General features: G+C 67.1%; 21 protein-coding genes. 4 read left to right on the forward strand and 17 right to left on the reverse strand.

What is annotated here, in order from left to right; translation table 11 throughout:
* Positions 1-275: 275 nt before the first annotated feature.
* The 7 genes from ACWETB_RS02215 to ACWETB_RS02245 form a co-directional block, all read right to left on the reverse strand.
* The gene (locus ACWETB_RS02215) at positions 276-2,279 is read right to left on the reverse strand and encodes an acetoacetate--CoA ligase (protein WP_452208967.1); all 2,004 of its coding nucleotides are present in this window, start codon (positions 2,277-2,279) and stop codon (positions 276-278) included.
* Positions 2,276-3,925, reverse strand: a complete 1,650-nt coding sequence (locus ACWETB_RS02220; protein WP_452208969.1) for an AMP-binding protein — start codon at positions 3,923-3,925, stop codon at positions 2,276-2,278. The genes ACWETB_RS02215 and ACWETB_RS02220 overlap by 4 nt, the downstream gene beginning before the upstream one ends.
* 4 nt (positions 3,926-3,929) lie before the next feature.
* Positions 3,930-4,808 (reverse strand): HpcH/HpaI aldolase/citrate lyase family protein, encoded by an 879-nt coding sequence (locus tag ACWETB_RS02225; protein ID WP_452208971.1) that lies wholly within the window; start codon positions 4,806-4,808, stop codon positions 3,930-3,932.
* A gap of 58 nt (positions 4,809-4,866) precedes the next feature.
* Positions 4,867-5,361 carry a MaoC family dehydratase gene (locus tag ACWETB_RS02230; protein ID WP_348803036.1) on the reverse strand — a complete coding sequence of 165 codons (495 nt, stop codon included), beginning with the start codon at positions 5,359-5,361 and terminating at the stop codon, positions 4,867-4,869.
* The gene (locus ACWETB_RS02235; RefSeq protein WP_449744242.1) at positions 5,358-6,503 is read right to left on the reverse strand and encodes an acyl-CoA dehydrogenase family protein; all 1,146 of its coding nucleotides are present in this window, start codon (positions 6,501-6,503) and stop codon (positions 5,358-5,360) included. Before ACWETB_RS02235 ends, ACWETB_RS02230 begins: the two co-directional genes overlap by 4 nt.
* A gap of 61 nt (positions 6,504-6,564) precedes the next feature.
* Complete coding sequence (locus tag ACWETB_RS02240) at positions 6,565-8,757, reverse strand: acetyl/propionyl/methylcrotonyl-CoA carboxylase subunit alpha (protein WP_452208973.1); 2,193 nt, start codon at positions 8,755-8,757, stop codon at positions 6,565-6,567.
* An 8-nt stretch (positions 8,758-8,765) separates the two neighbouring features.
* On the reverse strand, positions 8,766-10,361 hold the full coding sequence (locus ACWETB_RS02245; protein WP_449744241.1) for a carboxyl transferase domain-containing protein: 1,596 nt from the start codon (positions 10,359-10,361) through the stop codon (positions 8,766-8,768).
* 245 nt (positions 10,362-10,606) lie between these two features.
* On the opposite strand from ACWETB_RS02245, the gene ACWETB_RS02250 reads away from it, so the two are divergent.
* Positions 10,607-14,143, forward strand: a complete 3,537-nt coding sequence (locus tag ACWETB_RS02250) for an indolepyruvate ferredoxin oxidoreductase family protein (RefSeq protein ID WP_452208975.1) — start codon at positions 10,607-10,609, stop codon at positions 14,141-14,143.
* 101 nt (positions 14,144-14,244) lie between these two features.
* Here ACWETB_RS02250 and ACWETB_RS02255 read toward each other — a convergent pair whose 3' ends face one another.
* On the reverse strand, positions 14,245-14,967 hold the full coding sequence (locus tag ACWETB_RS02255; RefSeq protein WP_452208977.1) for a DUF5336 domain-containing protein: 723 nt from the start codon (positions 14,965-14,967) through the stop codon (positions 14,245-14,247).
* Positions 14,968-15,198: 231 nt separating this feature from the next.
* On the opposite strand from ACWETB_RS02255, the gene ACWETB_RS02260 reads away from it, so the two are divergent.
* On the forward strand, positions 15,199-16,692 hold the full coding sequence (locus ACWETB_RS02260; RefSeq protein WP_452208979.1) for a protein kinase domain-containing protein: 1,494 nt from the start codon (positions 15,199-15,201) through the stop codon (positions 16,690-16,692).
* 8 nt (positions 16,693-16,700) lie between these two features.
* On the opposite strand, the gene ACWETB_RS02265 is transcribed toward ACWETB_RS02260, so the two are convergent.
* The 7 genes from ACWETB_RS02265 to ACWETB_RS02295 form a co-directional block, all read right to left on the reverse strand.
* The gene (locus ACWETB_RS02265; protein ID WP_452208981.1) at positions 16,701-17,357 is read right to left on the reverse strand and encodes a hypothetical protein; all 657 of its coding nucleotides are present in this window, start codon (positions 17,355-17,357) and stop codon (positions 16,701-16,703) included.
* The gene (locus tag ACWETB_RS02270; RefSeq protein WP_449744236.1) at positions 17,354-18,013 is read right to left on the reverse strand and encodes a TetR/AcrR family transcriptional regulator; all 660 of its coding nucleotides are present in this window, start codon (positions 18,011-18,013) and stop codon (positions 17,354-17,356) included. Before ACWETB_RS02270 ends, ACWETB_RS02265 begins: the two co-directional genes overlap by 4 nt.
* Positions 18,014-18,071: 58 nt before the next feature.
* Positions 18,072-18,692 carry a nitroreductase family protein gene (locus ACWETB_RS02275; protein ID WP_348809385.1) on the reverse strand — a complete coding sequence of 207 codons (621 nt, stop codon included), beginning with the start codon at positions 18,690-18,692 and terminating at the stop codon, positions 18,072-18,074.
* Positions 18,693-18,778: 86 nt separating this feature from the next.
* A complete protein-coding gene (locus ACWETB_RS02280) occupies positions 18,779-19,189 on the reverse strand; it encodes a hypothetical protein (protein WP_449744235.1) in 411 nt (136 codons plus the stop codon).
* Between the two features lie 55 nt (positions 19,190-19,244).
* Positions 19,245-21,095 carry a carboxyl transferase domain-containing protein gene (locus ACWETB_RS02285; RefSeq protein ID WP_452208983.1) on the reverse strand — a complete coding sequence of 617 codons (1,851 nt, stop codon included), beginning with the start codon at positions 21,093-21,095 and terminating at the stop codon, positions 19,245-19,247.
* Positions 21,092-21,703 (reverse strand): RDD family protein, encoded by a 612-nt coding sequence (locus ACWETB_RS02290; protein WP_452208985.1) that lies wholly within the window; start codon positions 21,701-21,703, stop codon positions 21,092-21,094. The genes ACWETB_RS02285 and ACWETB_RS02290 overlap by 4 nt, the downstream gene beginning before the upstream one ends.
* On the reverse strand, positions 21,696-22,457 hold the full coding sequence (locus tag ACWETB_RS02295) for a hypothetical protein (RefSeq protein WP_452208987.1): 762 nt from the start codon (positions 22,455-22,457) through the stop codon (positions 21,696-21,698). Before ACWETB_RS02295 ends, ACWETB_RS02290 begins: the two co-directional genes overlap by 8 nt.
* A gap of 111 nt (positions 22,458-22,568) precedes the next feature.
* Between ACWETB_RS02295 and ACWETB_RS02300 the strand changes: the two genes are divergently transcribed.
* A complete protein-coding gene (locus tag ACWETB_RS02300) occupies positions 22,569-23,039 on the forward strand; it encodes an SRPBCC family protein (protein ID WP_452208989.1) in 471 nt (156 codons plus the stop codon).
* Between the two features lie 81 nt (positions 23,040-23,120).
* Here ACWETB_RS02300 and sucD read toward each other — a convergent pair whose 3' ends face one another.
* Positions 23,121-24,023 (reverse strand): succinate--CoA ligase subunit alpha, encoded by a 903-nt coding sequence (gene sucD / locus ACWETB_RS02305; RefSeq protein WP_452208991.1) that lies wholly within the window; start codon positions 24,021-24,023, stop codon positions 23,121-23,123.
* Positions 24,024-24,037: 14 nt separating this feature from the next.
* Complete coding sequence (gene sucC / locus ACWETB_RS02310) at positions 24,038-25,201, reverse strand: ADP-forming succinate--CoA ligase subunit beta (protein ID WP_452208993.1); 1,164 nt, start codon at positions 25,199-25,201, stop codon at positions 24,038-24,040.
* 363 nt (positions 25,202-25,564) lie between these two features.
* Here sucC and ACWETB_RS02315 point away from each other — a divergent pair, with 363 nt between their 5' ends.
* On the forward strand, positions 25,565-26,677 hold the full coding sequence (locus ACWETB_RS02315) for a M23 family metallopeptidase (RefSeq protein WP_452208995.1): 1,113 nt from the start codon (positions 25,565-25,567) through the stop codon (positions 26,675-26,677).
* The last annotated feature ends 73 nt before the right edge of the window (positions 26,678-26,750 follow it).

Here is a 26,750-nt window from a genome sequence, read left to right on the forward strand (position 1 = left end):
CAGGGCTCTCGTCAGCGTTGACAGCGCTCCCTCCTCACTGACAGCGCTCTCGTCAGCGTTGACAGCGCTCCCTCGCCGTCACCGGACGTCGGCAGTGCTTGTCGCACAGGCGAATGAGCAGCAGTCACCGTCGGAACGTCAACGCGGCAAGCGCTGCCAACGGAGTACAGGGCGCTGTCAACGAGATTCAGAGCGCTGTCAACGAGATTCAGAGCGCTGTCAACGTCGTGGCGAGCGCTGTCAGTTGGAGAGAGGGAAGCCCGCCGGCCGCGGGCTCACCACCGGTGCTCGGCGCCCTGCTGTGCATACCAATCGATCAGCGAATGATCGTCGACGGACCGCGGATCGATGTCGACGGGACGACCGGCCAGCACCGAGGTCACCGGCACCTCGAGCTTCTTTCCGGTCCGGGTGTGCGGAATGCCCGGTGCCAGGATCACCTCGTCGGGGACGTGGCGCGGCGATAGCCGCCTCCGGACGTCGGCGGCGATGCGCGCGCGCAGGTCGTCGTCGAGTTCGGCTCCGGGGACGAGGGTGACGAACAGCGGCATCCAGTAGGCGCCGTCGGGTCCGTCCACTCCCAGGACGAAGGCCTCGGCGATCTCGTCGATGCTCTCGATGACCTCGTAGATGTCGGCCGAGCCCATCCGGATTCCGTGACGATTCAACGTCGCGTCACTGCGCCCGTGGATGATCAGCGATCCGCGATCGGTGACGGTCACCCAGTCGCCGTGCCGCCACACCGGGGACGAGTCGGCCCCACCGTCGGTCCACTCGTGCTCGAAATACGCTGCGCGATACCGCTTTCCTTCGTCATCGCGCCAGAATCCGACGGGCATCGACGGCATCGGTGCGGTGATGACCATCTCGCCGACCTCACCGATCAGCGGCGTCCGATCCGGCGCCCAACTCTCCAGTGCCACACCGAGGTAGCGCACCGAGAGTTCACCGGGAACCACCGCCACCCCGACCGATCCGCCGGCGAACGCGGTGACGACGTCGGTGCCCCCACTGATGGACGAGACGGGAAGTCCGTGTGCCACATTCTCTTCGACCCAGTCGAACAGGTCTCCGGCCAGCGACGATCCGGTACTTCCCAGGGCACGCAACGCCGACAGGTCGTGATCACGTCCGGGCACGAGTCCCGCCTTCCGCGACGCCTGCAACTGTCCGGGGCTCGTGCCGAAATACGTCACCTTCTCGTCGGCGACGATACGCCACAGATGGTCGGCGTCCGGGTGGAGCGGAGATCCGCTGTGGCACACGATGGTCGATCCGCACAGCAGACCGGCCACTTGGAAGTTCCACATCATCCAGCTCAGTGCGGTCTGCCAGAAGAACACGTCGGATTCGCCGAGCCCGGCATGCAGACCGGCGGCCTTCAGGTGCTCGAGGACGACGCCGCCGTGTCCGTGCACGATCCCCTTCGGTCGTCCGGTGGTACCCGAACTGAACAGCACCCACAGCGGATGGTCGAAGGGCACCGGCTCCGGCCGCACCACCTCGCCGGCGGCGACCGCCTCCGCGTAGGAGAGCACCCGAGCATCCGAGTCCTGGTGACGTGCGGCATCTCCCACCACGATGTGGGCCACCAGCCCGGGCAGCGACGACGCCAGCGCCGCGCTGTCGGCGACCTTGTCGACATCTTTGCCGTTGTAGCGGTACCCGGAGGCAGTGAACAGGACCTTGGGTTCGAGCTGGCCGAGTCGGCCGGCGGCTCCCTCGGGTGCGTAGTCCTGTCCGCAGCCCGACCAGATGGCACCGAGAGAGGCGGTCGCGAGGAAGGCCACCACCGCCTCGGGGACGTCGGGCAGGTAGGCGGCGACGACGTCACCGTCGCCGACTCCCAACCCGCGCAGCGACGAGGCCAACCTCCCGACGAGATCCGGCAACTCCGCCCACGTCACCTCCGACCGCACGCCGTTCTCGTTGAGTCCGACGATCGCGGCGCGCGCGCTGTCGGCCGACCCGATGGTCGCCGCATGACGCAACACCTGATCGACGTAGTTGAGACGAATGCCCGGAAACCATTGCGATCCCGGCATGTTCGTGGACGCGAGAACCGCGGCATCGCCGTCGTCGAGCGCTCCGCCGATCTCCGCCAATGCATAGAACTCCCACACCGCCCGCCAGAACTCGGCCGGCCTCGTCGTCGACCACTCCCACAGCGACGCGTAGTCGGCGACGTCGACGCCGAACCGGTCGGCGACGTTCGCCGCGAAGGCATCGAGTTGGGCGGTCGCCCCCGCCTCGACCACGTTCGGGACGCTTCCGGTCATCGCAGCAGTCCCAGGATCTCGACGGATTCTTCGCGCATCTGCACCTTGCGGACCTTACCGGTGACCGTCATCGGGAACTCCTTGACGACGTGGACGTAGCGCGGGATCTTGTGCCGGGCGATCTGTCCGGTCGCGAAGTCCCGGACGTCGTCGACGGTGAGTTCGGTTGCGCCCTCCCGCAAACGGATCCACGCCATGAGTTCCTCGCCGTACTTCGCGTCGGGAACGCCGATCACCTGGGCGTCGAGGATGTCGGGATGGGTGTAGAGGAACTCTTCGATCTCACGCGGATAGATGTTCTCGCCGCCGCGGATCACCATGTCCTTGATGCGGCCGGTGATGCGCACGTACCCGTTCGGATCCATCACCGCGAGGTCGCCGGTGCGCATCCACGGACCACCGTCGGGATCGTCGGCGTCGGGCACCAGCACCTCGGCCGACTTGTCCGGCTGATTCCAGTATCCCTTCATGACACTGTAACCGCGCGTGCAGAATTCGCCGGTTTCACCGCGCTGCAGGGTCTCTCCGGTCACCGGGTCGATCACCTTGATCGACAGGTGCGGACCCACCCGCCCGACGGTGCCGACCCGCAGCGACAGTTCGTCGTCGACGCGGGTTTGCGTGGACACCGGCGAGGTCTCGGTCATGCCGTAGCAGATGGACACCTCGCTCATGTGCATGCGGTCGACGACCTGGCGCATCACGTGTTCCGGGCAGGGCGAGCCCGCCATGATGCCGGTCCGCAACGTCGACAGATCGAACTCCGCGCCCGAATCCAGCAGTGCCAGCTCGGCGATGAACATGGTGGGGACGCCATACAGGCTGGTGCAGCCGTATTCGGCGACTGCCCGCAGCGACGCCTCCGGATCGAAGGTGGGTGCCGGGATCACCATGGCCGCACCATGACTGGTGGCGGCGAGATTGCCCATCACCATGCCGAAGCAGTGATAGAACGGCACCGGGATACAGATCCGGTCATCGGCGGTGTAGTTGAGCAGTTCACCCACCAGGTATCCGTTGTTGCCGATGTTCGCATGCGACAGGGTGGCGCCCTTCGGGAACCCTGTTGTGCCGGAGGTGTATTGGATGTTGATGGCGTCGTCGGGACGCAACGACGCGGCCCGCTCGGCCACCGCGTCGAGCTCCGCATCGGTCGGAGCGCTCGTCACCGACGTCCACTCCGGCGAGTCGAACAGGATCACCTCTCGCAGATCGGGTGCGTTCGGCCGGGCGGCCGCGAGCATCCCGGCGTAGTCGGAGTCCTTGTATCTCGACGCGGCGACGACGACGCTCGCGCCTGACTGGGTCAGCGCGTACTCGATCTCGTGTTGCCGATAGGCAGGGTTGAGATTGACCAGGATCGCCCCGATCTCCGCGGTCGCGTACTGGGTGAACACCCATTCCGCGCGGTTGGGTGACCACAGTCCGACCCGGTCACCGACCTGGACACCCAGCCGAACCAGCCCGGCCGCGAGGGCGAGCACATCCCTCCGGAACTCCGCGTAGGTCCACTGCCGACCGCTGGGCGCATCGATGAGGGCGATGCGATCACCGTGGTCGGCGGTGATCCGCGCCAGGGTCTGCCCGATCGTCTCCGTCAGCAGGGCGGGCTCGGATTCGCCATGGGCGTAGGCCAGTTCGGACATCGGTTCACTCTTCCTTTGTTGACTCGGTGGTGGTGGCCGCACGCGAGAGAACCGCCTCGGCCTGGCGAAATACGGGACCATCGATCATCTGCCCGTCGATACTGAAGACACCGCCCCCGAAGTCGGCCGATCCGTCGATGACGCGCCGGGCCCAGGCGACCTCGTCGTCGGTCGGCATATAGCCGGCACGGATCGTCTCGACCTGCGACGGGTGGATACATGCGGTGGCGACATATCCGAGTGCCACCGCGTCGGTGACCTCGCGGGCCAGGCCCTCGGTGTCGCGGAAATCGAGGTGCACCGCGTCGACGGCGAACTTGCCGGCGGCCGCGGCGGCGAGGCGGACCACCGATCGGGTGTAGCGGGCCACGTCGCGGTAGGTTCCCGGGTTGCGTTCCTCCGGGCCGAAGCGGCTCGACTTGCCGCCCAGCCCGGCGACCAGATCCTCGGCGCCCCACATCAATCCGATGCAGTTGACGGCGGCGGCGATCTCGTGGGCGCGGACCGCCCCGGCCGGTGTCTCGATCAGGGCGATCGTCTGTAATGCCGTCTCGGTGATCGACTCGGCCGTCTCCGACTTCGCCTGCATCACCACCCGGTAATTGGTGTCGCCGAGCGCCGCGAGGTCACGCCGGTAGTCGCCGGTGCCGGCGGGATTGATGCGGACCACCACCCGATCGGGGTCGAGCGGATTGGCGACCAGGGCCTCGCGGGCGGTGACCCGGTTCTCCGGGGACACCGCGTCCTCGAGATCGAGGATCACCACATCGGCCCGTTCCAGGGCCTTCTGATAGCGTTCGGGCCGGTCGGCGGGACAGAACAACATCGCCGGTCCCCCTGGCAGCCAGGACTTTCCGAACGCTTCCACCGGTTGCGAGGTCATGTTATCGGGCGCTCCTCCGTCGTCGTCATCGTTGACACTTTTCTCCGACGCCCCGTCGTCACTGGAGGGGACGCCGCCGAACCAGCGTCGCACGAGCGGCCCGCGCCACCACCACCCCGTCCTGGTTACGCCCTACATGCAGCAGGTTCACCACGCCCTCACCGGGGCGGGACCGCGATTCGCGAATACCCGTGCATTCGGTCTCCGCGTACAGCGTGTCACCGGCGAACAGCGGTGCCGGAAAAGCCACTTCGGAGAACCCGAGGTTGGCCACCAACGTGCCCTGGGTCAACTGCGACACCGACAATCCCACGATGGTCGACAGCGTGAACATCGAGTTGATGAGCCGCTGTCCACCGAAACCCGGTTGTTGCGCCGACCACGCGGCGTCGAGGTGCAGTGCCTGGGTGTTCATCGTCAGCGTCGTGAACAGGACGTTGTCGGCCTCGGTGACGGTCCGCCCGGGCCGGTGCTCGTAGATGGTGCCCTCCTCGAACTCCTCGAACCACAGTCCGCGCTGCACGATTCGGGTGGGTGTCTGCTGCTCGCTCATGCGAACCCCAGTTCCCGGGCGATCAGCATGAGCTGCACCTCGGTGGTGCCCTCGCCGACCTCGAGGATCTTGGAGTCACGGTAGTGCCGCGCCACCGGGTACTCGTTCATGAAGCCGTAGCCGCCGTGGATCTGGGTGGCCATCCGCGCATTGTCCATCGCCGCCTCACTGGCCACCATCTTGGCGATCGACGCCTCCTTCTTGAAGGGCTTGCCCGCCAGCATCTTTGCCGCGGCGTCGTAGTAGGCGGTGCGGGCGACGTGCGCGCGGGCCTCCATGCGTGCGATGGCGAACGACACCGACTGGTACTCCCCGATCGGCCGGCCGAAGGACTGACGTTCCTTGGCGTACTTGACGCTCTCGTCGACGCAGCCCTGCGCGGCGCCGGTGGCCAACGCGGCGATCGCGATGCGGCCCTCGTCCAGGATCGACAGGAAGTTCGCGTACCCGCGTCCGCGCACCCCGAGGAGGTTCTCCTTGGGGACTCGCACGTCGGTGAAGGTCAGCGGATGGGTGTCCGAGGCGTTCCAGCCGACCTTGTTGTAGGCGGGTTCGGCGACGAATCCCGGCGTGTCGGTGGGGACGATGATCGTCGAGATCTCCTTTCGTCCATCGTCTTTCGTCCCGGTGACCGCGGTGACGGTGACCAGCGAGGTGATGAGAGTGCCGGAGTTGGTGATGAACTGCTTGGAGCCGTTGATGATCCAGGAGTCGCCGTCGTCCTTGGCGGTGGTAGCGGTGGCACCGGCATCGGAGCCGGCGCCCGGTTCGGTGAGTCCGAACCCGGCCAGATTCTCACCGGCGGTCAGTGACGGCAACCACCGCTGCTTCTGCTCGTCGGTGCCGAATTTGTGGATCGGCATGGCGCCGAGGCTGACTCCGGCCTCGAGGGTGATGGCCACCGACTGATCGACCTTGCCGAGCTCCTCGAGGGCCAGCGACAGCGCGAAGTAGTCGCCGCCCATTCCGCCTTCCCCTTCGGGGAAGGGCAGTCCGAACAGTCCCATCGCGCCCATCTGGGCGACGACCTCATACGGGAAGCTGTGTTCGGCATCATGTTTCGCCGCGACCGGTGCCACCACGGATTGTGCGAAGTCACGCACCGTGTGGATCAGGTCGAGGTAGTCCTGGGTCAACTCCATGGCTGGGGTTCCTTTGTGCGTGTGATGAACTCGGGCGAGCATGCAGTAGCGGCCGCGATCGTCATGACCGATCCGCCGCGGGGTCGTGATGGGCGTCGTCGTGATGGGCGCTGTCGTGATGGGCGCTGTCGTGATGGGCGCTGTCGTGATGGGCGCTGTCGTGATGGGCGTCGACATGTGCGAGCAGTTGGCCGGCGGACACCTTGTCGCCCACCGCGACCGAGACCGTCACGATCCCGTCGACGGGCGCGGTGAGGCTGTGTTCCATCTTCATGGCCTCGACGACGACGATCGCGGTTCCGGCGGTGACCTCCTCGCCGTCGGATGCCGCGACGGCGACGACGGTGCCCGGCATCGGTGAGGCGATGTCGCCGGCCGCCTCACCCGTATCTGCATCGAGTGTGGTGCGCGTCAGCTGGACGATCCACGTTCCCTGCGGACCGCCGGTCCACCACTGGTCGCCGATCTCGGCGAGCGACCATTGCTGGCTGATGCCGTCGACGATCAGCCGCGCGGTGCGTCCGGAGGTGGTCGCATGCGCGGCAAGGTATTCGACATGCGCCGACCACGGTGGCGCCGCCTTCTCCTCGTCCGCATCGACGATGGTGAGATCCGCAGTCACCCACCGATCGTCGGCTCCGTGCACCGCGGCGGACACCGTCCGCGAATGCGTTCCCGCCGACAGCCTGCTGATGACCGGCGCGTGGTCGCCGATCCGGAAGCCCACCGCCGCATCCCACACGTCGTCGGTACGTCGTTGCCCGACACGGGCCAGGCCGACCAGTGCGAGCGCTTCGGGAACCGGCTCCGGGGCAACGTAATCGGCCGCGAGGCGGTCCAGCAACTCGGTGTCGAGGCGGGCGTTTTGCACCTCGGGGCGCGCCAGGACATATCGACAGAAGTCGATGTTGGTGACCACTCCGAGGACCCGGGTGTCGCTGAGCGCATGGTCGAGTCGTTCGATGGCCTCGGCGCGATCGGCCCCGTGGGCGATGACCTTGGCCAGCATCGGGTCGTAGTCGCTGCCGACCACCAGTCCGGGCAGCATGGCCGAGTCCAGTCGCACACCTTGCCCCGCGCTCGTATCGGGTTCGGCGAGTGCGACGATCTCACCGCCGGTGGGCAGGAATCCGTTGGCCGGGTCCTCGGCGTACACCCGCGCCTCGATGGCGTGCCCGGTGAGGGTGACGTCGCTCTGCGCGATGGCCAGCGTCTCACCGCGCGCCACCCGGATCTGCTGCTCCACCAGGTCGATTCCGGTGACCATCTCGGTGACGGGGTGTTCGACCTGCAGTCGGGTGTTCATCTCCATGAAGAAGAACTCGTCGGGTCGGTGCGCCGACACTATGAACTCGACGGTGCCGGCGCCGGTGTAGCCGACGCTGCGGGCGGCGTCGCAGGCGGCCTGCCCGATGCGATCGCGGGTGGCGGCGTCGAGCAACGCCGACGGCGCCTCCTCGATGACCTTCTGATGGCGCCGTTGCAGCGAGCATTCCCGCTCACCGAGATGAATGACGTTGCCGTGGGTGTCGGCGAGTACCTGCACCTCGATGTGCCGGGGCGTGTCGACGAAATGCTCGATGAACAGGGCGTCGTCGCCGAAGGCGGCGGCCGCTTCGCGTCGGGCGCGGGTCAGCGCATCGGGCAGTCCGGCAGCCGATTCCACCCGGTGCATGCCTTTTCCGCCACCACCGGCGCTCGGCTTGATGAGCACCGGGAAGCCGATCTCGGGGGCGGCGGCGATGAGGTCGGCGTCGGTGAGCCCGGGACGAGACAGACCCGGTACCACCGGCACGCCACGTTCGGTGACGGCGGCGCGGGCGGTGATCTTGTCACCCATCGTGGCGATGGCCGATGCCGGCGGGCCGATGAAGGTGATCCCGGCGGCGGCCAGCGCTGCCGCGAATTGCTGGTTCTCCGAGAGGAATCCGTAGCCCGCGTGGACGGCGTCGGCTCCGGTTGCCTGGGCGGCACGCACCACCGTATCGATGTCGAGGTAGCTGGCGGTCGCCGCGGCCGGTCCGATGCGTACGGCGGTGTCGGCCTCCCGCACATGACGGGCGTGGGCGTCCGGGTCGGAGTAGATGGCGACGCTGCGCAGCCCGAGCCGACGCAGGGTGGTGATGACGCGGCAGGCGATCTCGCCGCGATTGGCCACCAGGACGGTGCGGATCACGCGCGGCCGCGCGATCACCGGTTGACCGTTTTCGGTGTGTTCACTTGTTGTCGAACGAATTTCAGAAGTCACAGACATTGCCTGCCTCACATCCGGAAGACGCCGTAGCGCGGATCGGTCAACGGGGCGTATCGGCAGGCCTCGAGTGCCAGGCCGAGGATGGTGCGGGTGTCGGCGGGATCGATGATGCCGTCGTCCCAGAGTCGCGCCGTCGAATAGTAGGCGTCGGATTGGTGTTCGAACTGCTCGCGGATGGGTTGTTTGAAGGCGTCCTCGTCGTCGGCGGACCACTCGCCACCGGAGCGTTCGATCTGGTTGCGGCGCACCGTCGCCAGGGTGTCGGCGGCCTGCGGTCCGCCCATCACCGAGATCCGGGCGTTGGGCCAGCTCCACAGGAAGCGGGGCGAGTATGCCCGTCCGCACATCGAATAGTTGCCGGCTCCAAAGGAGCCGCCGATCATCACGGTCAGCTTGGGGACGCGTGCGCAGGCAACGGCGTTGACCATCTTGGCGCCGTTCTTGGCGATGCCGCCTTCTTCGTAGGCCCGTCCGACCATGAAGCCGGTGATGTTCTGCAGGAAGATCAGCGGGATGCGGCGTTGGTCGCACAGTTCGATGAAATGCGCTCCCTTGAGCGCGGATTCGCTGAACAGCACCCCATTGTTGGCGATGATGCCGACCGGGTGGCCATGCAGATGGGCGAAGACGGTGACCAGGGTGGTGCCGTAGTTCGCCTTGAATTCGGTGTACTCGCCACCGTCGACGAGGATCTCGATGACCGAGCGCACGTCGTAGGGGATGCGCGGGTCGGTGGGGACGACGTCGTAGATGTCGGTCTGGGGCCGCGCGGCGGGTTGCGCCGCGGTCAGTTCCCACTGAGCCGGGTCGCGCGGGCCGAGGGTCGCGACGATCTCCCGGACCTTGGCCAGGGCCTGCTCGTCGTTGTCGACGAGGTGATCGGTCACCCCGGACACCGACGAGTGCATGGCGCCACCACCGAGATCCTCGGCGGTGACGTCCTCGCCGGTCGCCGCCTTCACCAGGGGCGGGCCGGCCAGGAAGATGGTGCCCTGGTTGCGCACGATGACCGTCTCGTCGCTCATGGCGGGCACGTATGCGCCGCCGGCGGTGGACGATCCGAGAACGGCCGAGATCTGCGGGATGCCCGCGGCGCTCATGTTCGCCTGATTGAAGAAGATCCGGCCGAAGTGCTCGCGGTCGGGGAACACCTCGTCCTGCTGCAGCAGCATCGCGCCACCGGAGTCGACGAGATAGATACACGGCAGCCGGTTGGCGGCGGCGATCTCCTGGGCACGCAGGTGCTTCTTCACCGTCATCGGGTAGTAGGTGCCGCCGGAAACGGTGGCGTCGTTGGCGATGATCATGCATTCGCGGCCTGCCACCCGCCCGATCCCGGCGACCACACCGGCGGAGGGCACCTTGCCGTCGTACATGTCGATCGCGGCGAGTGGGGCGACCTCGAGGAACGGCGATCCGACGTCGAGGAGTCCGTCGACGCGGGCGCGCGGGAGGAGTTTGCCGCGGGATTCGTGGCGCGCCCGGGCGCGCTCGCCGCCCCCGGCGGCAGCCACCCGGAGCTTCTCGCGGAGTTTGGCGACATTGTCGAGGTGGACGGCGCGAGGACCCGTGGTCGGGGCGGAGGTTGTGACTGTCGGACCCACCAGCTCCCTTTCAGTTAGTGACAATTAACTGAAGCGACTGTAGCGTACGTCACTACCCACTGTCACGCGCCCGCCGTTTTTTCCTCGGCTCTGCTTGCGCCTCGACCATTCTCCACCCGGACGTGACGGCCATCACGATTTTTCGTATGGTGTGGGTGAGCCCACCACCCCCGGGCCCATCACGCACGACGGCGGACCGACACCCACGGTTCGCGCGCCACAACTACAGAAGGCCAGGTAAACCCATGACCCTCGCCCCGCATGCCCCCGCGACCAGCGGTCTGGAAGACCGTTACGTCCGCGAGTCGGGCACCGTCTTCCTCGGCGGCATCGCCGCCCTCGTCCGCATGGTGCGCGATCGCGCTCTCGTCGATCGACGCATGAATCAGCGGACCGCCTCCTTCATCTCCGGCTACGAAGGGTCACCCCTGGCCGGATACGACCTCGAGCTCGCCAAGCGCCGGGCACTCCTCGAACCCCTCGACATCGTCCACCGCCCGGGCCTCAACGAGGAGCTCGCCGCGACCTCGGTGATGGGATCGCAGGTCGCCGCGCAGGTCACCGGCCTCGCCCCGGACGCCGCCGGTCAGGCCCGATCGGGCATCGTCGGCTACTGGTACGGCAAGGCACCCGGCCTCGACCGCGCATCCGACGCCCTGCGCCACGCCAACATCATCGGCACGCATCCCGACGGCGGCGCCGTGGCACTGGTCGGCGACGATCCGGGCGCGAAGAGCTCCACGGTGCCATGCGCATCGGAGATGGCCCTGGCCGATCTCTACATCCCGATCCTCTATCCCGCCGATTCGCAGGACATCCTGGATCTCGGGGTGCACGCGGCGCACATGAGCCGGGCCAGTGGTCTGTGGACCTCGCTGAAGATCTCCGCACATGTGGCCGACGGCGCGTCGACCGTCCAGCTCGATCCCACCCGGTTCGATCCCCGCCACGGCGCCCTCGGACGCAGCCCGCACGTCCCGTCCGGCCGCCTGCTCGGCGCGAATCTCATGGAGCTGGAACAGAATCAGCTCACCACCCGCCTCCCCCGTGCCCTGGAGTACGCCCGCCTCAACGGCCTCAACCGGATCACGGTGCGCAGCAGCGATGATCGCATCGGGATCGTCGCCGCGGGCAAAACCTATCTCGACGTCCGCGAGGCGTTGCATCTGATGGGGTTGACCGAGGCCGACCTCAATCGCCTCGGTATCCGGATTCTCAAACTCGGCATGGTCTACCCGCTCGAGCAGGACATCTTGCGGCGCTTCATCACCGACACCGCCTCGGGACACCTCGACGAGGTGATCGTCGTCGAGGAGAAGCGTGACTTCGTCGAGACGATGATGCGCGACATCCTGTTTCGTGACCCGATCGCCCCGCACATCGTCGGCAAGGTCAACGAGAACGGCTCAACGCTGTTCTCCCGCTTCGGTGAACTCGACGTCGACGCGGTCACCCGCGGACTAGCGATGCGCCTGGCGCGCCATCATCACGTCGACGAGGCCATCGACTGGCTCGACCGCTCGTCCCGTCGACGTACCCGCATCGAGTTGCCACTGGCCGTGCGCTCCCCGTACTTCTGCTCGGGGTGCCCGCACAACAGCTCCACCAAGGTCTCCGAGGACACCCTCGTCGGCGCCGGAATCGGTTGCCACGCCATGGTTCTGATGATGGACCCGCACCAGGTCGGCGATGTCGCCGGCGTCACCCAGATGGGCGGCGAGGGTGCACAGTGGATCGGCATGGCACCGTTCGTCACCGCCGACCACTTCGTGCAGAACCTCGGCGACGGCACGTTCACCCATTCCGGCTCACTGGCCATCCGCGCGGCGGTCGCCGCGGGTGAGAACATCACCTACAAGCTGCTGTACAACGGCACGGTGGCAATGACCGGCGGTCAAGATCCGGTGGGCGAGTTCAGCCTCGGGCGCATCACCGCACTACTCGCCGCCGAGAATGTCGCCAAGATCGTCGTCACCTCCGATGACGTGACGCGCACCCGCAAGGCCGGTCTCGCCCATGGCGTCGAGGTGCGTCCGCGGGCCGATCTCGCCGAGGTGCAGCGGGAACTCGCCGCGATCAGTGGTGTCACCGTCCTCATCCACGATCAGGCGTGTGCCGCAGAGAAGCGCCGTAAGCGCAAGCGCGGCACCGTCGAGACCCCGACGACGCGGGTGATGATCAACGAACGCATCTGTGAGGGGTGCGGTGACTGCGGTGAGAAGTCCAATTGCCTATCGGTGCATCCGGTTCCGACGGAGTTCGGCCGCAAGACCCGAATCGATCAGAGTTCCTGCAACCTGGACTACTCGTGCCTGAGCGGTGATTGTCCGTCGTTCGTCACGGTGACGCCGGGCACCGCGACGCGCGCCGTCGGGGCAGTGGCCGCCGACCTGGACGCACATACCGTTGCCCCACCGGCACTTCAGCGCCCACGCCTGGGTGTCGACACCGACGTCGCCACCATCCGGATCACCGGTATCGGCGGCACCGGCGTGGTCACCCTGTCCCAGGTGCTGGCGACCGCGGCCAATCTCGACGGTCACGCCGCCCGCACGGTCGATATGACCGGGCTCGCGCAGAAGGGCGGCGCGGTGGTCAGCGACATCAAGATCTCTTCCCGGCCCATCGAATTGGCCGCCAAGGTGGCCGGCGGCACCTGCGATCTGTATCTGGCCTGCGATTCGCTGGTCGGTGCCGACGCCACCAATCTCAAGGTCACTTCGCCGGAGCGCACCACCGCGGTCGTCTCCACCACCCGCATCCCGACCGGGTCGATGGTCGTCGACACCTCCGTCGGATTCCCCACCGACACGCAGATTCACGACGTCATCGAGCCACGGGTGGCCCGCACCGTCTATCTGGACCCGGGAGCACTGTCGACGGACCTGTTCGGGCATGAACAGTACGCGAACATGCTCGCCGTCGGTGCCGCCTATCAGTCCGGGGCGTTGCCGATCACCGCGGCCTCCATCGAGCGCGCGATCGGCCTCAACGGCGTCGCGGTGGCCGCCAACATCCAGGCCTTCCGGCGCGGCCGCCAGGCCGTCGCCGATCCGGATGCGGTGAGCACCGAGATCGCCCGGCTGCATCCGCAGTTGACGTCGACGCAGCCCAGCGATCGTGCGCGCGCATGGGTTTCGACGTTGGGCACCATCACCGACGAGTTGGCGCGAACCATCGCACTCCGCGCCGACGATCTCGTCGACTATGCCGACGAGCGCTACGCGCGTCGCTACGTCGACGACATCGCGCGGGTGCATCGTCTCGGCGCCGGTGAAGCGCTCACCGATACGGTGGCCCGCAATCTGTACAAGTTGATGGCCTACAAGGACGAGTACGAGGTGGCCCGCCTGTCCGCCGATCCGGCCTTCGCCGCGCAGATCGCCGACCAGTACGGCCCGGACGCCAAGGTCGCCATCCGGCTGCATCCGCCGACGCTGCGGGCGTTGGGGATGAAGGAGAAGATGTCGCTGGGCGCATGGGCGAAGCCCGGGATGACCACGCTGAGCCGCATGAAGAAACTGCGCGGTACCAAGCTGGACCCGTTCGGCCACAACGAGATCCGACGCACCGAACGCGCGCTGATCGTCGAATATCGTGAGCTGCTCGACGCGATCGACGACGCGTGGGAGACCGGAATGGTTGAACAGCAGCAACTTCCGGCACTCGTTGAACTGGCCGACCTACCCGACATGGTGCGCGGCTACGAGCACATCAAGATGGCCAACGTGGAGAGGTACCGGGAGGCGATGGCAGAGCGACGCGATGCTCTCGGGATCTGACCAACGCGGGTGGTGGGCTCGGTGCCCACCACCCGCACAACACCCCACCCGCCGGCCCCCGCTCGCCGGCCGAACTCCACCCCGTCCCCCGCGACCCTGCCTCACTCCTTGCGCAAGCCGCCCAGAACCGCCGCTCCGAGGAGCAACCCCACCTGGAGGAAGCCGAAGATCAACGCCACGATGGCACCGGCGCCGATGCCGATGACCGGAACCGACGTCGTCGTCACCGCGGCGGAGAACAGCGCCAGCCATGCCCCGGCGGCGGCCACCGCGAGGAACGGCACGGCCTTGCGGAATCGGGGTATCAGGACCAGCGCAGCGGCAATCGCGATGGCGCCCAACACGATCAGGAACTTGCCCGGGTTGAGCACGATCTCATACGACGCGAATCCCGGGATGCCGGAGCTTCCGTTCTCGTAATTCTCCGCCCAGTTCTCGATTTCGGAGTCCGGGATCGAGTTGTCGGGAACCACCCAGCTGACGAAGCCCATGAAGTAGGTGATCAGACCGGCGACGCTGGACGCGATCAGCAACAGTGACGGCATCTGTGCCCGCGCGTCGAACTGACGTGCCGGGGCCGGCGGTGGCGTCGCACCCCAGCCCTGCGGACCGGGCTGGGCACCCCACTGTCCCGACGGCACGGGTTGCGACGGCACCGGCTGCGAGGGCGGATAGGGCACCTGTCCGGGACTGGAGTACTGACCAGGGGCGGCGTACTGACCGGGCACCGCACCCGGGACCCCCGGCGCGGCGGTCTCGGGTGCCCCGGCCGGTTGCCCGGCAGCCCAGGTCTGTTGCGGTTGGTTCGGATCGCCTGGATTCACGTCGTCGTCTTCCCTTCGCCTCTGTCGCGGCCCTTACATGGCACGGCCTTCACGTGGTGGTCAGAGTAGAGGCCACGTGCCGTTCGAGTGCACCCCGAACGCGAGATTCATTCACCTCGACCCGTCCTTTTCGTCCGATTGGACGATCCCCATGCACGGCCCTCAGTGGTAGTGTCCGAAGCTCAGCCGGCCGCCCTGTGCCCGAGATGACTCCAGGAGCGACACCCCGATATGTTCCCGTCAGGAACCGACCGCGCGGGAACCATGCTGGGGCCGTATCGGCTCGAGGAATTGCTCGGTCGCGGCGGGATGGGCGAGGTGTACCGGGCCACCGACACACGACGCGGCCGTGTCGTCGCGATCAAACTCCTCAGCCGCACGGTCAACGACGACCCGACCGCTCGGGACCGTTTCATTCGCGAGACGCACATGGCTGCGGCGCTCAATGATCCGCATGTCATCCCCATCCACGACTGGGGCACCATCGACGGGCAGCTCTTCATCGACATGCGGCTGGCCAACGGCCGCGATCTACGCCAGGTGCTCGCCGAGGACGGCCCGCTGCCTCCCGAACGCGCCCTGCACATCGTCGAGCAGATCGGCGCCGTCCTCGATGCCGCGCACCATGAGGGCCTGACCCACCGGGATGTCAAGCCGGACAACATCCTTGTGGATCGGAACGACTTCGCCTACCTCGTCGACTTCGGACTGGCGGTGACCTATTCGGATACGCGCTTCACCCAAGCGGGCCATGCGATCGGATCGTTTCGCTACATGGCGCCGGAACGATTCGCCGACGACACCGTCGGCCCGCCCGCCGACATCTACGCGCTGACCGGCGTTCTCTACGAATGCCTCTCCGGCCAAGCACCTTTCGCGCAGCTGACGAATCCGGAACAGATCATCTCCGCTCACCTTCATCAGCTCCCGGCGTCGCTGAACTCACCGGTCGACGCGGTGATCCGGCGGGGCATGGCCAAGGATCCGGCGGATCGCCATCCCGATGCCGCGACGCTCGTGGCCGATGCCCGGCGCGCTGTGCACCAGCCCCCGGCGGCAGCCATGCCAACCGCGGCCAATCCGGCGGGGCTCCATCCGGCTGGTGTCGTCACTACCCCGACCCAGGTACCCATAGCGCGACCCACGACGGAGTTCAGTCACCCCACGGTGGTGCGCACCGCCCGCGGTCCGGTGGCACCGATACCGACGCAACCGGTCCGGGGAGCCTCCCGAGCGTCGACCTACGGCTTGATCGCCGTCATCGCGGTTCTCGCGATCGCCCTGCTCGGCGTCGGCGGATGGTTCCTCACGACCACGGCCTCCGACGAGCCGTCGGAGAATGCGGCAGCGCCGTCCCTCCCCGAATCCTCGGTGGCCGCCGCGCCGTCCGTCGTGCCGTCGCAGGTGCCTCCACCGCTGTCGGCCGCGCCGTCGGCCCCGGTCCTGCCCGCCAACGGTCGACAGGTCTGGCGGATGCCCCTCGGCAATGCGGTGGTGATCCTGTATCTGTCCCCGTCGGGGTATAACTGGCTCGAGGTCGCCACACCGGGCGGCCTGGCCGGTAGTGCCCGCATCTGGTCGCAGACATCCGGATGGCAGGCGTCACCCTCCTATTCGGCTGCGCCGCAACAGTTCTTCACGCCGGCGGTGTACGCGCCCGCCAACACCTGCATTCGAATCATTGTCACCTACGCGGGCGATACGATGAACCGGCAGATCTGTTAGGCCGCGTCTCAGCTGTACGTCGACCCGTTCCACTGCAACGTGCGACGAGTGATGGTGCCGCTCGCGCAATCCGGCTCGCAGTCGTTGGCGCTCGCCTCAATCGCATAGCGGCCATCCTGCGGGCCGACCAATTCGGCGTAGTAGTAACGGTTTTGGCCGGTCTGATAGGACCGTTCGATCGGCGCGAAGCCGTCCGCGGTGGGGACGAGGACGATCACCCCGTCGTAGCGGCCGGGGTTGTAGATGACGAAGGTGTTGCCGGTGTTATCGGTGGCCGGGTTGGCGAACCGCCACTTCACGGTGGTCGGGCCGGAGTCCTCGGCGTGGGTCCATTGCACGCCCGCCGCGTTCTGCGCGACGAGGCAGGCCTGACCGCCACCGGAGCCGCCGGCGGTGCTGATCGCGAAGATCCGGGTCGGTCCCCAACCCGGATGGGTGATGTCGGTGGTCCCGACGACCGATCCACCCGAACACACGATCGCGGCCCCGGAGAACTGCGGGGTCACCGGCAACGGCGCCGAGGCGTTCCCACCACCGGCGGCATCGTCCTCACTGGTGGCCGACCCCGAGACCGAACAGCCGGTGACACCGACGGCGAGGGCGACGAACACGGCAACCCCGGCCCCGCGGAGTGCCCGGATCGGTGACGACAGGCGGCGCGTCACGGTCGACCCGTCTCGTCTCGGGGCGGGGTCGCCGGGACATGCAACGCCGCCAACGCCATCGCAGCCAGCAGCCGGCGCAGGCGGCACGGATCGAACTCGGGAAGTCGCGGTGAGGAGTTCAGCAGACCGAACATCGCATGGACACGCACCCGTGCCTCGTCTCGTTCCAGACCGTCGATGCTCTGCGCGGATTCGGCCATCAGCACATCCACCCACCGCTCGACGTACCGACGCTGCAGACTGCGGACCTCGTGGTTCGCCTCGGGCGTCAACGACGACAGGTCACGGTCCTGCACCGCGATGAGATCCGGCTTGGTCACCAGCACGTCGATGTGAAATGCGATGAGCGCGTTGAGGGTTGCGGCGGGCGGATCACCACGCTCGACCACCTCGGTACCGCCGGCGTAGAGCCGCCGGCTGATGTCGAGCAGCATCTCGTCGAGCAGTTCGGATTTCGAGGCGAAGTGACGGTACATCGCCGGTCCACTGATCCCGACGGCGCCGCCGATGTCTTCGAGCCGCACGCTCGCGAATCCACGTTCGGCCATCTGCCGGGCGGCCGCGGTCAGCAGATCGGCGCGACGTGCCGCCTTCGCCGCGGATCGCCGATTGGGCGGGCGATCGGCAGGCGGGCGCGGGGTCTCGGAGTCGGCCATGGTGTCTGTGAACTCTACCGGCCACAACCGTACGGGTCCGGTAGCCGCCTGAAACGGCTCACCATCCGTCGATGTGCAGGACGTCATCGAGCGGCTTGCGACCGGCGGGTTTGAAGTCGGTGCCCTTGGTGTAGGCCACCGGCAGCAGCACCCCCTGGTGCACGGTCGACGGGATGCCGAGCAGGTCGGCGATCTCCTTCTCGTAGGTCAGGTGCAGCGTCGTCCACGCCGAACCCAGCCCGCGGGCGCGCAGCGCGAGGCTCAGGCTCCACGCCCCGGGCAGCAGCGATCCCCACACTCCGGCCTGATTGCCGGCCGGCAGGTCACCACCGGTGTAGATCGCGCCGATCACGAGCACCGGAACCTCCCCCATGACGTCGGCGAGGTACTGGGCACTCGACGCCACCCGACGTGCGGTGTCATCGGGCAAGGTCTTGGCGGCGGAGTAGGCGGCGAAGGATCGGGCGTAGAAGTCGCCGACCTTCTTCTTCAGTTCCGGATCGGTGAGCACGATCCAGTGCCAGGTCTGACTGTTGCTCCCGGTGGGCGCCTGCATCGCCACCTCCAGGGCCTCCCGCACCACGTCGATCGGGACGGGTCGCTCGAGGTCGAGGCGTTTGCGCACCGACCGGGTGGTGGTGAGCAGTTCGTCGGGATTCAGTGGCAGTAACTCGGTCATCTCACTCCTCGGGTGGTGGATGGTCGACGACGCGGTGGCCGTCTTCCCCATCTTGCACGCCCGAGGCGAGGTGCCGGCCCGGGAGGTCAGTCGCGGTGGAACTGCGCGGTGACATCGCCTCCGGTGGCGGTGATCGACGTGTCGGTGATGGTGATCGTCCAGTCACCGGCCGGGCAGTTCCCGTAGGTCACCGTCGACGTCGCGGTCACGGTGGAGCCCTCACGCGACGTCTCCTTCCAGGTGGCGCCGCACGAGCCGGCGACGTCGACCGTGGCGAGGAACGGGTTGTCGGAGACCACTCCGAGGTGCGCCTCGCTCGAGCGTCCACCGGCCTTCCAGGTCCCGGTCCACGATCCGGACAACGCACTCGATGCGGGCACGTCGATCGAGTTGGAATCACCCGACACCGGTTCCGATGCGTCACTGCCGCAGGCGGTTACCCCGATCGCCAGACCTGCCGTCAACAACACCGCCGACATCCACCGACGCTTGTCCATCCCCCACTCCCATCCGTTCGCGTTCGCGACCCGCGAGCCTATCAGTCCAGCAGCCTCAGTCCATGAGTCCGTGCCGGTCGAGGTAGGTGATGAGTCCCGGCGTCAATGGCAACTCGCGCATCTGCTCGGTCGTGAACCACCCGGCGTCCGCGGCGTCGTCGGCGGCCGTCACATCAGTGGTCAGCGGCGTCGCCACGAAGTCGTGAACCTCGAAGACCGCGCCCATCCCATCCGGGATGTCGACCACCCACGCCTCGTCGAGCACCTCGATGACGATCCCGGTCTCCTCGGCGATCTCCCGGATCACCGCCTGCTGCAACGACTCTCCGGGCTCGACCTTGCCACCCGGGACCGTCCACAGACCGGCTTGCGGTTCGTGTGCACGCTGCACGAGCAGGAATCTACCCGCGTCGTCGCGCACGATGGCACCGACCGCGGGGATTCGCGGGGCGACGGGTACTCGCGTCCGTGCCGCCGGTGACGGCCGCGCGATCCCGTCGAGTGCGGCTCCGATCGCCGCCCGAATCCCGGGCATCGACGACGGGGACGGCGCGTCGACGATGGTGTCGATCACCGACCTGCGCGCGAGGTCAACCGACAGAACATGTTGTTGTGCAGCCATTTCCGCGGCGTGCTCGATATCTCGGTGCACGATCAGACTCGCACCCTCCGGTGGCAGCGGCGACAACCAGGAGTCGACGGTCGCGATGCGCCGATCCGCCGGGAACAGTGACAGCGCCGCACCACCACCACCTTGGCCGAGCAGCACCGATACCGTGGGCGCCGGCAGCGCGATCAATTCGGCTGTGCACCGGGCGATCTCGCCAGCGATGCCACCCTCCTCGGCGGACGCCGACAACTGGGCTCCCGGGGTGTCGATGACGGTCACGACGGCAATCCGCAGGTCCCGGGCGAGGGCAAGTCCCCGTCGGACCATCCGGAGATGTTCGGGTCCGATGAACTCTCCGGTCCGCTGCCGGTCGGCGTCCTGGCCGACGACCACTGCGGTGCGGACACCGAAGCGACTCAGCGCCAGCATGATCGGACCATGATCGGCGATGATCACGGCGTCTTCCGGCAGGAGCTCACGAACCCCGGGGCGCCCCGGGTGACGGGTGGCGGTGATCGCGTCCCATGCGGACAGCGGATTGCCGGTACCGGCGGCAGCGGCCGATGACACCTGTTGCGGCACAGACGGGCTCGCGTTTTCTCCGATGGGCCGCATCAAGGCCGCTACCAGCCCTGCGAGCCGATCACGTAGTTCGTCCGCCGGCACAACGTCGTCGATCAGGGCGTGTCGCAGGAGGTTCTCCGCGCGCTGCACGCCGTCGGCGATGGGTTCACCGGTCAGCCCTTCCACCACTCGTGGGCCCAGAAACCCCACCAGCGCATCGGGTTCGGCCCAGGTGACGTGGCCGAGCGAGCCCCACGACGCGAACACTCCGCCGGTGGTGGGATGACGGAGGTAGATCAGGTAGGGCAACCCGGCGGCCCGATGATCGACGACGGCGCCGGTGATCGCGGCCATCTCCAGGAATGCCGGTGTGCCCTCCTGCATTCGGGTGCCGCCGGAACACGGCAGGCCCACGACCGGCAGTCCATCGGCCGTGGCCCGTCGGATCGCGGTTGCGATGCGATGGCCGGCCACCCGGCCGATCGAGCCGCCCAGGAAGGCGAATTCACTGACGATGAGCGTGACCGATTCGCCGGCGATCTCGGCCCGGCCGGTGATCACAGACTCGTCGGTGCCGGATCTGGTCGCGGCACGGCGTAACGCTTCGGCATCGCCGTGCTGCGGGATGTCGTCGAGAGTGTCGTTCCACGCCGTCCAGGTGCCCGTGTCGACGAGGCCGTCGATCAGATCAAGAGCACGGGAACCCTTGTGCCCATTGGTTTCCCTGGTCACCGCGAGTACATCACCCGGGTGCGTACGACGAGGTCGGCCGCCGAACGCCGATTCCTGTCGACGGCCACCCACAGCAGCCCGACGGAGAAGAACACGCAGATCAGTGCACGGACGAAGGCGACCGACGGACGAACCCGCGGTTTCCCTTTTCGGCTGACCAGACGCAAGCCCATCACCACCGAGCCGGCAGTACGTCCGGAGATCGCCCAGCAGGAGGTCAGATACAGCAACGACACCAGGACGAAGGCACCGACGGTGAAGAACGGGTTGGCCTCCGGCAGGGAGAAACTCTGCACGTTGTAGATCAGCCGGGCAACGATGAAACCCACGTACATCCCACCCATCATGACAACGACCACCAGCACATCCACGATGGCCCCGATTCCGCGACTGACGATTCCGGCCGGTCGGTCGGTGTCGAGAATCTGGTTGGAACCGGGCTCGGAGACCGGGACGTGGTGCGCGTGCGACTGTCCGGCACCCGGTGTGGCAGACGATGCGGGGCGCCCCGGATGCAGGGGCGTCACCGTGGCCGGTGGTGTGGGATCGTCCGTGGGGTCGTCCGGCTCCGAAGTCGGGGATGCCGAATGCGGTTGAGGTTCACCCATTTCGGCGTTCCTCCACACTCTTGCGGCGGAGCATGCGGTTGACGAGTTCGGCGACGGCGTCGTCGGCCCGTTCACTGGTGCCGCGTACGTCGGTCATCACGTCGGCGGTGACCGAGGTGCTCGCCTCCCGGATGATGTCGGGGAGGTCGACGCCGTCGATGATCTCGTCGGCCAGCCCGATGAGATCGATGCGGTTGATGATGGCGTCGATGTCGACGCGCGTCACCGCCCGGTCGAGGTCCACCCGGGCCACGATCGCGTCGATGTCGACCGTCTCGACGACGGCGCCGATGTCGACCTTGTCGACGATGGCCGCAACGTCGAGTCGCCCGATGAGGGCGTCGAGGTCGATACCGGCGAGCAGGGCGTCGAGATCCAGTCGCGCCAGGATCGCGTTGAGGTCGAGGCGCCAGAGCAGGGCATCGAGATCCACCTGGGCGAGGACGGCGTTGAGATCGACCGCCCCGAGGAGTTGATCGAGGTCGACGTTGTCGACGATGACCTCGGTGACGTCGACGGCCGCGGTCACCTCCTCGACGACGGTCCGGATAGTGGCACGCAACGACGCCCGAGACGCCTCGAGCGCTGCGGCGCCCGCACCGTCGAGGACGTCGTGGACGCTACGGCGCACCGATGCCACCGCACCACCGGCCACCGGGACCCGCTCCGCGATGTCGGCGGCGGCGGACGCGATCTGCCGCGGAATGCCCAGCACGGCGAACACGCCGGGCCGCGCAGATCCATCGTCACTCACCGACGGATTATCGCACGCGCCACGCGTCGAATCCGACGATCACCGATGACTTTTCAGCGACCCGGCAGTCATAATCGCCGACAACACCGCACCGATGACAGGAGCCCTGACGTGGCCGATTCCTACTCCGTGACCCGCCGCACGACGATCGCCGCACCACCGTCGAAGATCTTCGCGCGCATCAACGATCTGCACCGGTGGGTCGACTGGTCACCCTGGGAGGGGCTGGATCCCGAGTTGCAGCGCACCTTTTCGGGATCCGAGGCCGGGGTCGGCGCACGCTACGCGTGGTCGGGCAACCGCAAGGCCGGAGCCGGCGAGATGGAGATCATCGAGGCCACCGAACCGTCGCGCGTCGCGGTCGACGTGCGGTTCGAGAAGCCGATGAAGTCGACCAGCATCAGTTCGTTCGACATCGTCGGCGCAGACGGGGACGGCCACAGCGAGGTCACCTGGACGATGACCGGCAGGCACTCACTGTTCAGCCGGGTGGCCGCACCGCTCGGCTTCTTCGACAAGTTGATCGGCAAGGACTTTGAGAAGGGGTTGGCGCAGCTGAAGTCCGTCAGCGAGAAGGCCTGAGTACCCAGGAACACAAAAAAACTCCCACCTGCACGAGAAACATAGTGTGCAAGTGGGAGTTTTGCGTGTGTGCGGGTGAGACTACAGCGCCTCGTACAGCTCCCGGGCCAGCTTGGCGGTCTCGGACGGCGTCTTGCCGACCTTGACGCCGGCGGCCTCGAGGGCTTCCTTCTTGGCCTGCGCTGTTCCGGAGCTACCGGAGACGATGGCACCGGCGTGACCCATGGTCTTGCCCTCCGGCGCGGTGAAGCCCGCGACGTAGCCGACGACCGGTTTGGAGACGTTGGCCTGGATGTAGTCGGCGGCGCGCTCCTCGGCGTCGCCGCCGATCTCGCCGATCATCACGATGACCTTGGTCTCCGGATCCTTCTCGAACGCCTCGATGGCATCGATGTGGGTGGTGCCGATGACCGGGTCACCACCGATGCCGATGGCGGTGGAGAAGCCGAGGTCACGCAGCTCGTACATCATCTGGTAGGTCAGGGTGCCCGACTTGGAGACCAGGCCGATCGGGCCCTTGCCGGTGATGTTGGCCGGGGTGATGCCGACGAGGGACTCGCCGGGGGTGATGATGCCGGGGCAGTTCGGCCCGATGATGCGGGTCTTGTTGCCCTTCTCGACGTTGTAGGCCCACGCATAAGCGCTGTCCTGCACCGGGATTCCCTCGGTGATAACGACCAGCAGCGGGATCTCCGCGTCAATGGCCTCGATGATGGCGTCCTTGGCGAACTTCGGCGGCACGAAGGCGATCGAGGTGTCGGCCCCGGTCTCCTTGATGGCCTCGGACACGCTGCCGAAGACGGGCAGCTCCACGTCGGAGCCGTCCTTGGCGGTGTGGGCGACGGTGGTGCCGGCCTTGCGGGCGTTGACACCGCCGACGATGTTGGAGCCCGCCTTGAGCATCAGTGCGGTGTGCTTGGTGCCCTCACCGCCGGTGATGCCCTGCACGATGATCTTGTTGTCTTTGTTCAGGAAGATCGACATGTTTCTCTAGCCCCTCACTTGCTCGCCAGTTCGGCGGCCTTGTCGGCGCCGGAGTCCATCGTTTCGGCGAGCGTCACCAGCGGGTGATTCGCATCGGCCAGGATCTTGCGGCCTTCGTCGACCTTGTTGCCGTCCAGACGGACGACCAGAGGCTTGTTGGCCTCGTCACCCAGCTTGTTCAGCGCGCCGACGATGCCGTTGGCGACAGCGTCGCAGGCGGTGATACCGCCGAAGACGTTCACGAACACGCTCTTGACCTGCTCGTCGCCCAGGATGACGTCGAGACCGGCGGCCATCACCTCGGCGGAGGCACCGCCACCGATGTCGAGGAAGTTGGCGGGCTTGACGCCGTTGTGGGCCTCACCGGCGTAGGCGACGACGTCGAGGGTGCTCATGACCAGTCCGGCGCCGTTGCCGATGATGCCGACCTGTCCGTCGAGCTTGACGTAGTTGAGGTCGTTCTCCTTGGCCTTGAGCTCCAGCGGATCGGTGGCGTCGCGGTCGGCGAAGGCCTCGTGATCGGGATGCCGGAAGTCGGCGTTCTCGTCGAGGGTGACCTTGCCGTCGAGAGCCAGGATCTGGTCGTCGGGGGTACGGACCAGCGGGTTGACCTCCACGAGGGTGGCGTCTTCGGCGATGAACACCTCCCAGAGTTTCTGGATGGTATTGGCGGCGGCGTCGAGCACCTCGGCGGGCAGCTTGCCCTTCTCGGCGATCTCACGGGCAAATGCGAGGTCGACACCCTTGACGGCGTCGACCGGTACGCGGGCGAGCGCGTCGGGGTTCTGCTCGGCGGTCACCTCGATCTCCACGCCGCCCTCGACCGAGCACATGGCCAGGTAGGTGCGGTTGGCGCGATCGAGGAGGAAGGAGATGTAGTACTCCTCGGCGATGTCGCTGGCCTCGGCGACGAGGAGTTTCTTGACGACATGGCCCTTGATGTCGAGACCGAGGATGTTCTCGGCGTTCGCCTGCGCCTCGTCGGCGTCCTTGGAGTACTTCACGCCGCCGGCCTTGCCACGTCCACCGACCTTGACCTGCGCCTTGATCATGACGGGCTTGCCGATTTCCTCGGCAATCGTGCGCGCGTCGGCGGCAGAGTCGGTTACACGACCGGGTGTGGTCGGAACTCCGTGCTTGGCGAACAGTTCCTTCGCCTGGTATTCGAAGAGATCCATTCAGCTCACCATTTCGTAGATTTGCCCGCTGGTCTGGGTGTAACGCGGGCCATATCGGACTTTAAACCTGCCGCAGACCGGCGTTTCGGAGACCTCCTCAGCTTGTGTGACAGATCACTCGGTCGGTCACCCCGATATCCTCGACGCCCGATCTACATCTCATCGCATCGACGCTTCGCCAGATCTCAATTCTGCAACACATCATGTGACCCAGCTCACTTTAGGTGCCGTTTCTTGTGCGCAGGGTTGGACTTGTCGCAATCATTTCGTTACCGTCGGCAGGCAGTCAGGGGCATTCAGGGGGTACAAACGCCCGCGGGACACAAGGTTTTTCGAAGCCCTGAACTCACACAGGTAAGCGAGGTGGACGACTTGGCGGGACGTGGTTTTCCAGGCGGGTCGTCTGCCGGCAGCACCATGACGGGCGGTCGCAGGCGTCTCGACGATCGATTCGACGACGTCACCGCCGGTGAGATGACCATGATCATCCCGATCGACGAGTCCGACGCCGCCGGTCTCGACTGGGACGTCGACCACGAGCCGGGCTCCTCGCGCCGCACCCGCCGGACCACGACCTCGGAGATCACCCAGGACATCCTCATCCCCGAGGGTGAATTCGACGAGTACCGCCATGACGAACCGTTCGACGTCACCGGTGCCGCCGCCGACGATTTCGACGACGCCGACCGCGGCGCCCTCTCCGATGAGCCCGCGTTCCGTCGCAACCCGGCGAGCGCTCCGAGTCGCTCCCGCGGCAAGCACCGCATCAGTGCGCCCCCCAAGGCCCTGCGTGGCGGTCGCGCCGCATTTGTCGCCATGGCGGCGGGCGCCGCCGTCGCCGCCGCGGTGACGCACTCCGAAGCCTCCGATGACGCCGCACCGGCCACGTCGCCGATACCCGCGGCCGCCACCGGCGATGCCGCAGCCGGACCGGCCGTCACCGGCCCCGGAATCGCACCGTCGACCCCCGATCAGGACATGAGCATGTACGCCGACCAACTCGTGGTCGGCAAGCAACTCGCCGCTGCCGAGGCCGCCCGCGTCGCCGCCGCCAGCAAGCCGCTGTTCGCCTCGCCGCTTCCGCTGGGGTCCTACCAGTTCACGTCGACCTACGCGATGCGCTGGGGTAGTTTCCACGCCGGCGTCGACTTCGCCGCCCCACTGGGTACCCCGATCCACGCCGCCACCGACGGTGAGGTGATCGCGGCCGGACCGGCGTCGGGATTCGGTAACTGGATCAAGATCAAGGCCGCCGACGGCACCGTGACCGTGTACGGGCACATGTACTCCAACGGCGTCCTCGTCCACAAGGGACAGCACGTCGAGGCCGGAGATGTGATCGGCCTGGTCGGCAGCGACGGCCAGTCCACCGGCCCGCACTGCCACTTCGAGGTGTGGCTGAACGGCACCACCAAGATCGATCCGGCCCCGTGGCTCGCGGCGCACGGTGTGCGGATGTCCGCCTACACCGGCTGACGTCAGCACCACCACATCACTGACAGCTCTCTCTGCACCATTCACAGCGCTCTCTACCGTGTTGACAGCGCTC

Source organism: Gordonia sp. NPDC003950, assembly GCF_053605205.1.